At 60.1% G+C, this 11,766-nt stretch carries 11 protein-coding genes; 9 read left to right on the top strand and 2 right to left on the bottom strand.

Going from position 1 to position 11,766, the window contains the following annotated elements; all coding sequences use genetic code 11:
* The first annotated feature begins 355 nt into the window (after positions 1 to 355).
* Complete coding sequence (locus QRN41_RS11015) at positions 356 to 1,159, top strand: IclR family transcriptional regulator (protein ID WP_034099772.1); 804 nt, start codon at positions 356 to 358, stop codon at positions 1,157 to 1,159.
* On the opposite strand, the gene QRN41_RS11010 is transcribed toward QRN41_RS11015, so the two are convergent.
* Entirely contained in the window at positions 1,160 to 2,212 is a 1,053-nt protein-coding gene (locus tag QRN41_RS11010; protein WP_034099771.1) for an NAD(P)-dependent alcohol dehydrogenase, read from the bottom strand.
* 221 nt (positions 2,213 to 2,433) lie between these two features.
* Here QRN41_RS11010 and QRN41_RS11005 point away from each other — a divergent pair, with 221 nt between their 5' ends.
* Complete coding sequence (locus QRN41_RS11005) at positions 2,434 to 3,327, top strand: AraC family transcriptional regulator (RefSeq protein ID WP_034138982.1); 894 nt, start codon at positions 2,434 to 2,436, stop codon at positions 3,325 to 3,327.
* A 108-nt stretch (positions 3,328 to 3,435) separates the two neighbouring features.
* On the opposite strand, the gene QRN41_RS11000 is transcribed toward QRN41_RS11005, so the two are convergent.
* Complete coding sequence (locus QRN41_RS11000) at positions 3,436 to 5,100, bottom strand: electron transfer flavoprotein-ubiquinone oxidoreductase (RefSeq protein WP_285421553.1); 1,665 nt, start codon at positions 5,098 to 5,100, stop codon at positions 3,436 to 3,438.
* Between the two features lie 515 nt (positions 5,101 to 5,615).
* Here QRN41_RS11000 and QRN41_RS10995 point away from each other — a divergent pair.
* The 7 genes from QRN41_RS10995 (at position 5,616) to QRN41_RS10965 (ending at position 11,622) form a co-directional block, all read left to right on the top strand.
* On the top strand, positions 5,616 to 6,365 hold the full coding sequence (locus tag QRN41_RS10995) for an electron transfer flavoprotein subunit beta/FixA family protein (protein ID WP_034099768.1): 750 nt from the start codon (positions 5,616 to 5,618) through the stop codon (positions 6,363 to 6,365).
* Between the two features lie 2 nt (positions 6,366 to 6,367).
* Positions 6,368 to 7,297 carry an electron transfer flavoprotein subunit alpha/FixB family protein gene (locus QRN41_RS10990; protein WP_034099767.1) on the top strand — a complete coding sequence of 310 codons (930 nt, stop codon included), beginning with the start codon at positions 6,368 to 6,370 and terminating at the stop codon, positions 7,295 to 7,297.
* A gap of 84 nt (positions 7,298 to 7,381) precedes the next feature.
* Positions 7,382 to 8,200 (top strand): substrate-binding periplasmic protein, encoded by an 819-nt coding sequence (locus QRN41_RS10985; RefSeq protein WP_094065030.1) that lies wholly within the window; start codon positions 7,382 to 7,384, stop codon positions 8,198 to 8,200.
* A 9-nt stretch (positions 8,201 to 8,209) separates the two neighbouring features.
* Complete coding sequence (locus QRN41_RS10980) at positions 8,210 to 8,572, top strand: DUF4398 domain-containing protein (protein WP_034138979.1); 363 nt, start codon at positions 8,210 to 8,212, stop codon at positions 8,570 to 8,572.
* Complete coding sequence (locus QRN41_RS10975; RefSeq protein WP_034099764.1) at positions 8,569 to 9,384, top strand: OmpA family protein; 816 nt, start codon at positions 8,569 to 8,571, stop codon at positions 9,382 to 9,384. Before QRN41_RS10980 ends, QRN41_RS10975 begins: the two co-directional genes overlap by 4 nt.
* A gap of 209 nt (positions 9,385 to 9,593) precedes the next feature.
* The gene (locus QRN41_RS10970; protein WP_094065029.1) at positions 9,594 to 11,033 is read left to right on the top strand and encodes an aminotransferase-like domain-containing protein; all 1,440 of its coding nucleotides are present in this window, start codon (positions 9,594 to 9,596) and stop codon (positions 11,031 to 11,033) included.
* A gap of 115 nt (positions 11,034 to 11,148) precedes the next feature.
* Positions 11,149 to 11,622 (top strand): translation initiation factor 2, encoded by a 474-nt coding sequence (locus QRN41_RS10965; protein ID WP_285421552.1) that lies wholly within the window; start codon positions 11,149 to 11,151, stop codon positions 11,620 to 11,622.
* The last annotated feature ends 144 nt before the right edge of the window (positions 11,623 to 11,766 follow it).

The raw sequence follows: 11,766 nt of genomic DNA, 5'->3' as shown, positions 1-11,766 counted from the left end.
GACTCCATGCCCTGTAAGGACTCAATGTGGGAGGGGGCTTGCCCCCGATAGCGGTGTATCAGAAGCAAAAATGCAGACTGACACTCCGTAATCGGGGGCAAGCCCCCTCCCACAGTAAGGCTGTTCGATGCTGGTGCTGGCAGCGGTGACTGAGCCCATGAAACAACGCTGAGCCTTGGTCATGTGAAATCAAAAGGTGGGAGGGGGCTTGCCCCCGATAGCGGTGTGTCAGACCCGGATGTTCAAACTGACCCACAGCCATTGGGCAAAGCCCCCTACATAGATATCCGCACTGTGATGCCCTCGGGTATTTGCCATAATGGCGCCCGTTTTCGTACTTCCCAATAGGCCCGATATGCAGGAAAACGCCCACACCCCCGTCAAAGACGCCGCCCCCACCGGCACCCAGACCCTGTTGCGTGGCCTGGGGGTGGTGCAGGCGGTGGCGGCGGGTGCGCGGGATCTGAAAGAGATCGCCAAGCGCATCGGCACCACTCGCAGCACCACCCACCGCCTGGCCAGTTGCCTGGTGGACGAGCGTTACCTGCGTGTGGTGCCGCAAGTTGGTTACCTGTTGGGGCCGAAGTTGATCGAGCTGGGGTTCCAGGCGCGCGAAGAGTTGCCGCTGGTTACCCTGGCGGTGCCGTACCTGGACGAACTATCGGCGCTGACCGGCGACACCATCCACTTGGCCATCCGCGAACACGACGATGTGCTCTACCTGCACAAGAACCCTGGCCGCTACGGCCCGGAAATGCGCTCGCGGGTCGGCCATCGCATGCCGTTGGCGCGTACCGGGGTGGGCAAGGCGATGTTGCTGGATGATTCGGTACAGGAATGGCAACGCTTGTACGACGCCAGCCTGCCGGCAGGCGGGAAGAATCTGCAGTGGCCCCACCATCCTGAGCAATCCTGGGCGCAGTTCGAGCAACGCATGCACGAGTACGTGGCGGGTGGTTATGCGTTCGATCTGGAAGACAACGAACCGTCGATCCGTTGCGTGGCCGCACCGGTGCGCGATGCCAGCCGGCGGATCGTCGCCGGCATCAGCATCGCCAGTACCGTGCCCTACATGCCGCTGGAAAAAATGGCCGAGCTGATCCCTGTAATCAAACAGGTCGCAGCACGGCTGTCGGCGGAGTTGGGTGCGAAGGCCTGATCAGACCTTGAGGGTCGCCATGTCGATGACAAAGCGGTACTTCACATCGCCGGCGATCATGCGGGTGTAAGCCTCGTTGATCTGGCGGATGTCGAGCATTTCGATATCGCAGGTGATGCCATGCTCGGCACAGAAATCCAGGACTTCCTGGGTTTCGGCAATACCGCCGATCAACGAGCCGGCCAGCACTTTGCGCCCCAGCACCAGTTTCGCGGCATTGACGGGCGGGTCCACCGGCTCGATCAGGCCCACCAGAATATGCACGCCGTCAAAACGCAGGGTGTCGAGGTAGGGGTTCAGGTCGTGCTGCACCGGGATGGTGTCCAGCAGGAAGTCGAAGTGCCCGGCGGCGGCTTTCATTTGCTCGGCATCGGTGGACACGATCACATGATCGGCGCCCTGGCGACGGCCTTCTTCGGCCTTGCTCGCGGAACGGGTAAACAGCGTCACTTCCGCGCCCATGGCCTTGGCGAACTTGATGCCCATGTGGCCCAGGCCACCCATGCCGAGAATCCCGACTTTGTCGCCAGCCTTGACCCCGTAGTGTTTTAGCGGTGAGTAGGTGGTGATGCCCGCGCACAGGATCGGCGCAGCGCTGGCCAGGTCGAGCTTGGCCGGGATCTTCACCACAAAATGTTCGCTGACCACGATGCTGTCGGAGTAGCCGCCCATGGTGTTGCTACCGTCCACACGGTCGGGGGTGGCGTAGGTCATGGTCGGGCCTTCAAGGCAGTATTGCTCGAGGTCCGACTGGCAAGCCTGGCACTGGCGGCACGAGTCGACCATGCAGCCCACGCCCACCAGGTCGCCGACTTTGTGCGCGGTGACGCTGGCGCCCACGGCGGTGACTTTGCCGACGATCTCGTGGCCGGGCATCAGCGGGTAGACGGCGATGCCCCACTCGTTGCGCGCCTGGTGAATGTCAGAGTGGCACACGCCGCAGTACAGAATCTCGATGGCCACGTCGTCGGCCCGTGGGCTGCGACGTTGGAAACTCATGGGGGCGAGGGGAGTGGTGGCCGACTGGGCGGCGTAACCGATGGCGGTGTACATGCAGAGAACCTCGCAAAAACAATGACAAGTGAGGCGGGCCATTGTCTCCATCGACTTGCTTGGCGGCCATGGCGATTGCTCCGAGTCTCATGCCTAAAACTCCGGGGGAGCAGCTAAAAGCAGCAAGCTACAAGCCGCAAGCTATAAACTGCGCGCTCTCTTGCAGCTTGAGGTTGAAGCTTGCTGATGCTCAGATCTGAAAACTCCCGAGAACTGCTTTTATGCTATTGACCCGCCATCTCGACGCCAACGCCACGTTGGTTTCCTTGATCGAGGGCCTCACGACCCGTGACGGTTTCTCCCCGACCCACTTGCCTGGCGTACAGGTTTTGCGTGCCAGTTGTGATGTGGCACGCGGTCCGCAGATCTATGAGCCGAGCCTGATGTTCGTGGCCCAGGGCAGCAAAGTCGCGTACCTGGGCCCGCGTACGCTGGAGTACGGCGCCGGGCATTACTTGATCCAGGCGATGCCGGTGCCGTTCGAGTGCGAGACCTTTGCCATGGCGCCCGGCGCGCCGTTGCTGGGGGTGACGGTGGGGATCGACCGCGTGGTGCTCGGCGAGCTGGTCATGGCCATGGGTATTCAGGCCGGACCACCGCCCGCTGCGCAGACATTGGCGTCGATGAGTTCGGTGGTGCTCGACGACGCGATGCGAGGTTGCGTCGAGCGACTGTTGCAGTGCCTGCACGATCCGCTGGAAAGCCGGATCATCGGCCCGTCGCGGGTGCGCGAATTGCTGTTTACCGCCTTGCGCGGGCCTCAGGCCGATGTGCTGCGCGCATTGGTGGAGCAGCAGGGGCAGTTCTCGCGCATCGCCACCTCGCTAAATCATCTGCATGCCCATTACGCCGAGCCGCTGAATATCGAGACGTTGGCCGGTTTCGCGCACATGAGCGCGTCGACCTTTCACGAGCACTTCAAGCGCTGCACCTTGTTGTCGCCCGTGCAGTACCTCAAGCGTTTGCGGTTGTTGAAGGCGCAGCAGTTGCTGCTGGTGGACGGCATGGGCGTGGCGCAGGCGGCGCACAGCGTGGGATATCAGAGTACGTCGCAGTTCAGCCGGGAATATAAGCGCTACTTTTTGCGCAATCCGGGTGAAGAGCGTGCGGCGTAGTGAGTTCAGGCGAAGACACAATCCAAAGGTGGGAGGCGGGCTTGCTCCCTTCCACACAGGACTGATGACAACTATAAAAAAGGCTCCCATGTGGGAGCCTTCTCTGGCTTACATATTCGGGTAAGTCGGCCCGCCCGCGCCTTCCGGCGTGACCCAGGTGATGTTCTGCGAAGGGTCCTTGATGTCACAGGTCTTGCAGTGCACGCAGTTCTGGGCGTTGATCTGGAAGCGCTTCTCGCCGTCTTCCTGGGTGATCACTTCATACACGCCGGCCGGGCAGTAGCGTTGCGCCGGTTCATCGTAGAGCGGCAGGTTGGTGCCGATCGGGATGCTTGGGTCTTTGAGCTTCAAGTGGCAGGGCTGTTCTTCTTCGTGGTTGGTACCGGAGATGAACACCGAGCTGAGTTTATCGAAGCTCAGTTTGCCGTCGGGCTTGGGGTAGTCGATCTTCTGGCAGTCCTTGGCCAGTTTAAGACAGGCGTAGTCCGGCTTGGTGTCGTGCAGGGTGAACGGCATCTTGCCGCCCAGGATGTTTTGGTCGAACCAGTTAAAGCCTGCACCGATGATCGGGCCGAACTTGTGCATCGCCGGGCCGAAGTTGCGGCTGGCGAACAATTCTTCGTACAGCCAGCTGGCTTTGAAGCTGTCGACGTAGTTGGTCAACTCGTCACCGCCTTCGGACTCGGCGAACAGACGCTCGGCCACGGCGTCAGCGGCAAGCATGCCGGACTTCATGGCGGTGTGGCTGCCTTTGATCTTGGCCACGTTCATGGTGCCCAGGTCGCAGCCGATCAGCGCGCCACCCTTGAAGACCATTTTCGGCAGCGAATTAATGCCGCCCTTGGCCAGTGCACGAGCACCGTAGCTGATGCGCTTGCCGCCTTCCAGGTACTGGGCCAGTACCGGGTGGTGCTTGAGGCGCTGGAACTCATCGAACGGCGACAGGAAGGTGTTGCTGTAGGACAGGTCAACGATCAGGCCGACGACTACCTGGTTGTTTTCCAAGTGATAAAGGAACGAGCCACCAGTGTTCTCGTTGCTCATGATATCCAGCGGCCAACCGGCGGTGTGCACCACAAGGCCTGGCTGATGCTTGGCCGGGTCGATTTCCCAGATTTCCTTGAGACCGATACCGTAGTGCTGGGCGTCGGCATCGCTGTCCAGCTTGAAACGCTGGATCAGTTGCTTGCCGATATGGCCACGGCAGCCCTCGGCGAACAGCGTGTACTTGCCGCGCAGTTCCATGCCGGGGGTATATACGCCTTCTTTCGGCTTGCCTTCGCGGTCGACGCCGAGGTCGCCGGTGATGATCCCACGCACCACGCCATTTTCGTCGAAGAGTGCTTCCTGAGCGGCGAAGCCTGGGTAGACTTCCACGCCGAGGTTCTCGGCCTGCTGGGCCAGCCAGCGGCACAGGTTGCCCAGGGAAATAATGTAGTTGCCTTCGTTGTGCATGGTCTTGGGCACAAAGAAGTCAGGCACTTTGGTCGAGGAATCGCTGCTGCGCAGTACATAGATGTCGTCGCGCACCACGGGGGTGTTGAGTGGGGCGCCGAGTTCTTTCCAGTCCGGGAACAGTTCGTTCAGGGCGCGTGGTTCGAACACGGCACCGGAGAGGATATGGGCGCCGACTTCAGAGCCTTTCTCGACCACGCAGACGCTGATTTCCTTACCGGCTTCGGCGGCCTTCTGCTTCAGTCGGCAGGCGGCGGACAGGCCAGCCGGGCCAGCGCCGACGATGACCACGTCGAATTCCATGTATTCGCGTTCCACAGGCTATCTCCTACTCAAGGCTCAACAGGCTTTTTTTCTAATGGATGGAGGTTCGGCATCGTCTTACAGCAACGGTAAGACCCACCGTTCTCTCTAGGTGGCGCATTATATATAGACCACTGTCAGCGTCCAATACAAACGTTTGTTTGAATTGCCCGCAGGCTAGGTAAATCAAAGCAACGCGGCTTATGACTGACCATTTTGCCGTATTGACCAGAATAGGCGTTCCGGTCAAGATACGGTCGGTTTTGCGCTTACCGTAGGCAGACAGCGGGTTTCAAGAGCACGTCCAAAAGCAACGCAACGGTAGAAACGGCAGGTACGCGTGCAAAGAATGGCGCGCAGTTTACACGCCGCGATTAGGAATGACCTCCCAGTCACCCCTGACGAACGGTCGTCACTTGCGTCGGTTTGCCGCTGCCGAGGTTTTTGGAGGTGCCCTTGTGTGCCGATGAGCATCAACCGCCAGGTTCGCCTAGGCGACTTTCTTTTCACCGGAGAGTAACGAGGAATCCATGAAGGTTCTTGTAGCTGTCAAACGCGTTGTCGATTACAACGTGAAAGTTCGCGTCAAGGCGGACAATTCCGGCGTCGATCTTGCTAACGTCAAAATGTCGATGAACCCTTTCTGCGAGATCGCTGTTGAAGAAGCAGTGCGTCTGAAAGAGAAAGGCGTTGCGACTGAAATCGTCGTGGTGTCCATCGGCCCAACCACTGCTCAAGAGCAGTTGCGCACTGCCCTGGCCCTGGGCGCGGACCGCGCCATCCTGGTCGAGTCTGCCGAGGACCTGACCTCCCTGGCCGTGGCCAAGTTGCTCAAAGCCGTTGTCGATAAGGAACAGCCTCAGCTGGTGATCCTGGGCAAACAAGCTATCGACAGCGACAACAACCAGACCGGCCAGATGCTGGCTGCACTGACCGGTTACGGCCAGGGCACCTTCGCTTCCAAGGTCGAAGTAAGCGGCGACAGCGTTGCTGTGACCCGCGAAATCGACGGCGGCGCCCAGACGGTTTCCCTGAAACTGCCGGCCATCGTCACCACCGACCTGCGTTTGAACGAGCCGCGCTACGCGTCCCTGCCAAACATTATGAAAGCCAAGAAAAAGCCGCTTGAGTCGCTGACTCCGGATGCCTTGGGCGTTTCCACCGCCTCCACCAACAAGACCGTCAAAGTCGAAGCGCCGGCTGCACGCAGCGCGGGCATCAAGGTCAAGTCGGTGGCCGAACTGGTCGAGAAACTGAAAAACGAAGCGAAGGTAATCTGAACATGACTATCTTGGTAATCGCCGAACACGACAACAAGGTGCTGGCTCCGGCCACCCTGAACACCGTGGCTGCCGCCGCTAAGATCGGTGGCGACATTCACGTACTGGTCGCCGGCCAAGGCGCGGGCGCCGTGGCTGAAGCCGCTGCAAAAATCGCCGGTGTGAGCAAGGTTCTGAACGCTGACAACGCCGCCTATGCGCACCAGCTGCCAGAAAACGTTGCGCCGCTGGTCGCCGAGTTGGGCAAGGGCTATAGCCACATCCTGGCCGCCGCCACCTCCAACGGCAAAAACATCCTGCCACGGGTTGCCGCGCAGCTGGACGTTGACCAGATCTCCGAGATCATCTCGGTCGAAAGCGCCGACACGTTCAAACGCCCAATCTATGCCGGTAACGCCATTGCCACCGTGCAATCGAGCGCTGCGATCAAAGTGATTACCGTGCGTGCCACCGGTTTCGATCCGGTCGCCGCCGAAGGTGGTTCGGCCGCTGTTGAAGCGGTTGCGGCTGCCCACGACGCCGGCACGTCCAGCTTCGTCAACGAAGAACTGGCCAAGTCCGACCGTCCTGAACTGACCGCTGCCAAGATCGTCGTTTCCGGCGGGCGTGGCATGCAGAACGGTGACAACTTCAAGCACCTGTACGCCCTGGCCGACAAGCTGGGCGCCGCGGTTGGCGCTTCCCGCGCGGCCGTCGACGCAGGTTTCGTACCCAACGACATGCAGGTCGGCCAGACCGGCAAGATCGTTGCGCCACAGCTGTACATCGCCGTCGGTATCTCCGGCGCGATCCAGCATTTGGCCGGCATGAAAGACTCCAAAGTGATCGTCGCGATCAACAAGGACGAAGAAGCACCGATCTTCCAGGTAGCCGATTACGGTCTGGTAGCGGACTTGTTCGAAGCCGTACCTGAGTTGGAGAAGCTGGTCTAATCCAGTCGCTTCACTTATAAAGGGCCCGGTCGTATGACCGGGCTTTTTTATGCCCGGCTTTTTTGAAAATTGGAGAACCGTGCCATGGACCTGCGCCCTTGGACCGCACTGCTGGGTATCACGCTGTTACTGCCGACCTTGTCGCTGGCTGCCGGTAAATGTGATCGTCTGGTGATTACCGGCAGCCCGGACGCACCGCCGCTCTTATGGCGCGACCCGCAGGACCCCACGCACCTGATCGGCGCCACTGCCGATGTGTTGCAGCAAGTCGCCAGTGATCTGGGGCTGAAAATCGACCTGCTCTACGGCGGCAAGCGCACCCTGGCTTCGGATGAAGCACGCAGCGGACGCATGGATATGCTGGCCGATGCACCGCTAAACTTGGCGGAGCTGGACCACTTCGACTATATCCATCCGGCCCTGATGCAGACCGATTATCTGGTCTGGACGCGCAAGGATTCAGCGCTGGCCTATGCCACGGCCGCCGACCTTCACGGTCATAAAGGCGCCATTTCCGAGCGTGCGCGCCTAAGCCGTGAATTTGAAACCTTCGCCAATCAGCAACTGAGCCTGCAACGCTTTCCCACGTTGACGCCTGCATTTCAAAAGTTGTTGCTGGGGGAGGTGGAATATGTGCTGGCCGGTCGCTATTCCGGCACCGCCATGGCGCAGTCGCTGGGCATGAGCAGCGACCTGGTCGCCCGTGATGTGCCCGTCGACCAACCTGGCCTGTACCTGGCGATTTCCCACAACTCGGCCTGCAATGATCCATGGCTGCGCGGACAGCTGGCCAAAAAGATGACAGAATTGGCCGGGTCCGATGGGGTACAAGCCGCTCTGCAGCGCAATATCGAGCGCTGGAAGGCGCAACTGCAACAATCTGTCGGCACCCCAACAAAGTAGGGATTTTCAGTGACTCTTCGACCTCTTTTCGCGGCCCTCGCCGTTGTCGCTCTGGCGGGATGTGCAGCCGATCCTGCGCCGAATGAACAAATACGCCTCACCCAGCAAGCCCTGGAACAGGCCAGTGCCGTCGGCGCCAATGCCGATGAATCCCCCGAGTTGAAGCTGGCCGAGGACAAATTCACCCAGGCCAAGGCCGATATGGCCGAGCAATCCTTCAAGGACGCGCGCATGCAAGCCGAACAGGCCGAGCTGGACGCGCGTCTGGCCGAAGCCAAAGTGCTGACTCGCAAGAGCCAGGAACAACTGAACGTGCTCAACACCCGTATCACGCGCCTGCGCAAGCAATTGCAATTGGGAGACGCCCAATGAGCCCGATGATCCGAGGTGTGAGCTGCGCAGTGCTGCTGGGCAGCGCGTTGCTGGGCGGATGTGCCAGCCACCCGAGTGGCGAGCAGGCCTTGCAACAGGCGGGGAGCGACTTTCAGAAGGTCAAGGAAGACGCCAATGTGTTGCGCATCGCGCCCAAGGACGTGATTCGGGCAGGTGAATCCCTGGCCCGCGCCGATCGCTTGTCCAGCTACTGGGGCAGCGGCGCCGACGTCGTGCACTACGCCTACTTGAGCCAGCGCTACAGCGCCATCGCCCGCGAACACACCGAACAGGCACTCAATGAAGAGCGCGGCGCCAAGCTCGAACTGGAACGTCAGCGCCTGCAACTAGCCCTACGCGAAAGCAAACTGAGCAGCGTGCAGCAACAGGGCAAATGGCTCGAAGAGCAGATCGCCAGCCTGGCTACCACCCAGACCGATCGGGGCCTGGTGATGACCCTGGGCGATGTGCTGTTCGACACCGGCGAGGCGGAACTGAAAAACTCGGCCAACCGCACCGTGCTCAAGATCGTGCAATTTCTGCAACTGAACCCCAAGCGCGTGGTGCGCATCGAGGGTTACACCGACAGTACCGGTGGCGAGCAGGAAAACCTCAAACTGTCCCGTGACCGCGCGCAATCGGTAGCCGATGTGCTGGTAGACCTGGGCATAGACGAAAAGCGCATTCAGGTCGAAGGCTATGGCGACCAGTACCCGGTGGAAGCTAACGCTTCCGAGCGCGGCCGCGCGCAGAACCGTCGCGTAGAAATCGTGTTTTCCGATGCCAAGGGCCAACTGGGCGCCGCCCGCTGAAGCCTTACGCTGACTAAAAATGTGGGAGGGGCAAACCCCTACCCACATTTTTTTTGCACAAGCCTGAATATCCTCAGCGCCACCCTTACAGTTTTTGCTATCACTGCCCGTCGTGCTCGACTATTGTGGCAACTGTCCCCGTACACTTCTAAACTGTGCCGGTATGTTTCACACAAAAATAAAATGCCCGTGAAATCGAGTGCTGCGACATGACCAATCTCTTGCTGTACCAACGTATCGCTCAGCAACTGGCTGAGGATATCCGGCGTGGTGTTTATCAACCGGGCGAACGCGTGCCTTCGGTACGTAAGATGAGTTCCCAGCTCAATGTAAGCCACGCCACGGTATTGCAAGCCTATGCCAACCTGGAGGACCAGGGGCTGATCAGGGCGCGACCGCAGTCCGGTTACTACGTGCATCAAACCCCCGCGCTCACCGCGCCCACGCCGGATATCGCACGGGTGGAGCGCCCGGGGCTGGTCACGCGCAGCAGCATTATCCAGCAGGTTCTGGGCGAGTCGCGCCGCGAAGGTGTGTTCCCGTTGGGCGCTGCGGTGCCGAGCGTCGACTACCTGCCGGTGCGCGCGCTGCATCAGCAATTGGCCAAGGTCACGCGTTTCCAGAGCCCGCGGGCATTCAGCTATATGTTCAGCCCCGGCTTCGAGCCGCTGCGCCGCCAGGTGGCGATTCGCATGCGCGATGCCGGCGTGGTGGTAGACCCTTCCGAAGTGGTGATCACCCACGGGTGCGTCGATGCGTTGCAGATGTCACTGCGTGTGCTGACCCGCCCCGGCGACCTGATCGCGGCGGAATCCCCCACTTATTACGGCCTGCTGCAACTGGCGGATCTGCTGGGCCTGAAGGTCATTGAGATTCCCAGCGACCCGGCCACCGGCATGAGCCTGGAAGCCCTGCAACTGGCCGCCAACCAATGGTCGATCAAGGCGCTGGTGCTGACCACGCGGCTGAGTAATCCCTTGGGTGGCACCATGCCTGAGGAGCGGCAGAAACACCTGCTGCGGTTGGCTTCGGATTTCGATATCCAGATCGTCGAGGACGATATCTACGGCGAGCTGATGTTCGAGCTGGGCCGCACCAAGGCTCTCAAAGCCTATGACCGCCTGGACCGGGTGATCTATTGCTCCAGCTTCTCCAAAACCTTATCCCCCGGCGTGCGTATCGGTTGGATGATTGCCGGCAAGTACCAGCAGGAGATCCAGCGTCTGCAGATGTTCAGCACCCACTCGGCCTGTAGCGTGACCCAAATGGGCGTGGCGGCGTACCTGGAGAACGGCGGTTATGACAGGCATTTGCGCTACATCCGCCAGGAATACCGCAAGAACCTGAGCGCCTTCCAGCTGGCGGTGCAGCAGTACTTTCCGGAAGGCACACAGATGACCCGTCCCACCGGCGGTTTTATCCTGTGGGTCAGTTTGCCCGGACGGGTCAATACCCAGGAACTGCATGTGCGTGCCTTGCAGCAGGGCATCAGCATCGCGCCCGGGTTGATCTTCAGTAACACCGAGCAATTCAACCACTGCATCCGGCTCAACTGCGGTACGCCGTGGAACCGCGAGGCAGAGCGGGCGTTGATGACCTTGGGGATGCTGGCCAGTCAGCTGTGCCAGGAGACCGCCGCCGGACTTTAAGGCACGGCCGACATACACAATGGGCACATTGCCGATAGCTGGCTAATCAATGCGCTTGTCATGTTGCCCTCAACAGGCGAGCATGTGGCCTTCTGCCGTTAATGCTGTAGGCGATATGACCTCGATGTTCCGAGTTGTTTTGGTGATTGGCCTGTTAAGCCTGTTTAACGTCCCCACGCTGTTGGCGGCGACTCCTGTGAGCGAAAGCAAGCCCGCGGCGAGCGCACAGAACACTAAGCCGGCGCCGGCTAAGACGGCCGCTTCTGCGAAAAAAAACGCCGCCGCCAAGAAACGCGCGGCGGCCAAAAAGGCCAAGTCTGCCCACGAAGTGGCCGAGACCAAACTGCCGCCGGCCCAGTTGGACCTGTCATTGCCTTCGGACATGGTCAGGCACTTGCAGCCGCTGGGCACCATGCCCCAGCCCAAAAGCGTGCCGTTGCTGCCTCCGATGTTCGCTGAGAAGCCCACCGACAACAGCGCTTTCCAGATTAACGGTCGCCTGCTCAGCAACGAAATGCGCCTGCAATTGCGCAACGAAGAGCGGCGTGATGTCGAGGGAGCGGCGCTGGATTTCGAATTCAAGCAGTAAACTTTTCCTACCAAGTGACTCGACGTTTCGACCATCTGTCGCAGACTGGTCAGTCACTTTCGTTTTGTGTGAAAAACCGATGTTGGACCATTTTAAAACGGCTGTTTAAGGGCGTACTCTAGCCCGGCCATCCTATTGAGTCGT

The organism is Pseudomonas sp. efr-133-TYG-23 (genome assembly GCF_030209215.1).
GTDB lineage: Bacteria > Pseudomonadota > Gammaproteobacteria > Pseudomonadales > Pseudomonadaceae > Aquipseudomonas > Aquipseudomonas rhodesiae.
This window is presented reverse-complemented; position numbering and strand designations above follow the sequence as displayed.

Bases quoted from the DNA above. Each gene is read 5' to 3' on its own strand.
- QRN41_RS11015 (WP_034099772.1), top strand. From the start codon at position 356: ATGCAGGAAAACGCCCACACCCCCGTCAAAGACGCCGCCCCCACCGGC.
- QRN41_RS11010 (WP_034099771.1), bottom strand. From the start codon at position 2,212: ATGTACACCGCCATCGGTTACGCCGCCCAGTCGGCCACCACTCCCCTC.
- QRN41_RS11005 (WP_034138982.1), top strand. From the start codon at position 2,434: ATGCTATTGACCCGCCATCTCGACGCCAACGCCACGTTGGTTTCCTTG.
- QRN41_RS10995 (WP_034099768.1), top strand. From the start codon at position 5,616: ATGAAGGTTCTTGTAGCTGTCAAACGCGTTGTCGATTACAACGTGAAA.
- QRN41_RS10990 (WP_034099767.1), top strand. From the start codon at position 6,368: ATGACTATCTTGGTAATCGCCGAACACGACAACAAGGTGCTGGCTCCG.
- QRN41_RS10985 (WP_094065030.1), top strand. From the start codon at position 7,382: ATGGACCTGCGCCCTTGGACCGCACTGCTGGGTATCACGCTGTTACTG.
- QRN41_RS10975 (WP_034099764.1), top strand. From the start codon at position 8,569: ATGAGCCCGATGATCCGAGGTGTGAGCTGCGCAGTGCTGCTGGGCAGC.
- QRN41_RS10970 (WP_094065029.1), top strand. From the start codon at position 9,594: ATGACCAATCTCTTGCTGTACCAACGTATCGCTCAGCAACTGGCTGAG.
- QRN41_RS10965 (WP_285421552.1), top strand. From the start codon at position 11,149: ATGACCTCGATGTTCCGAGTTGTTTTGGTGATTGGCCTGTTAAGCCTG.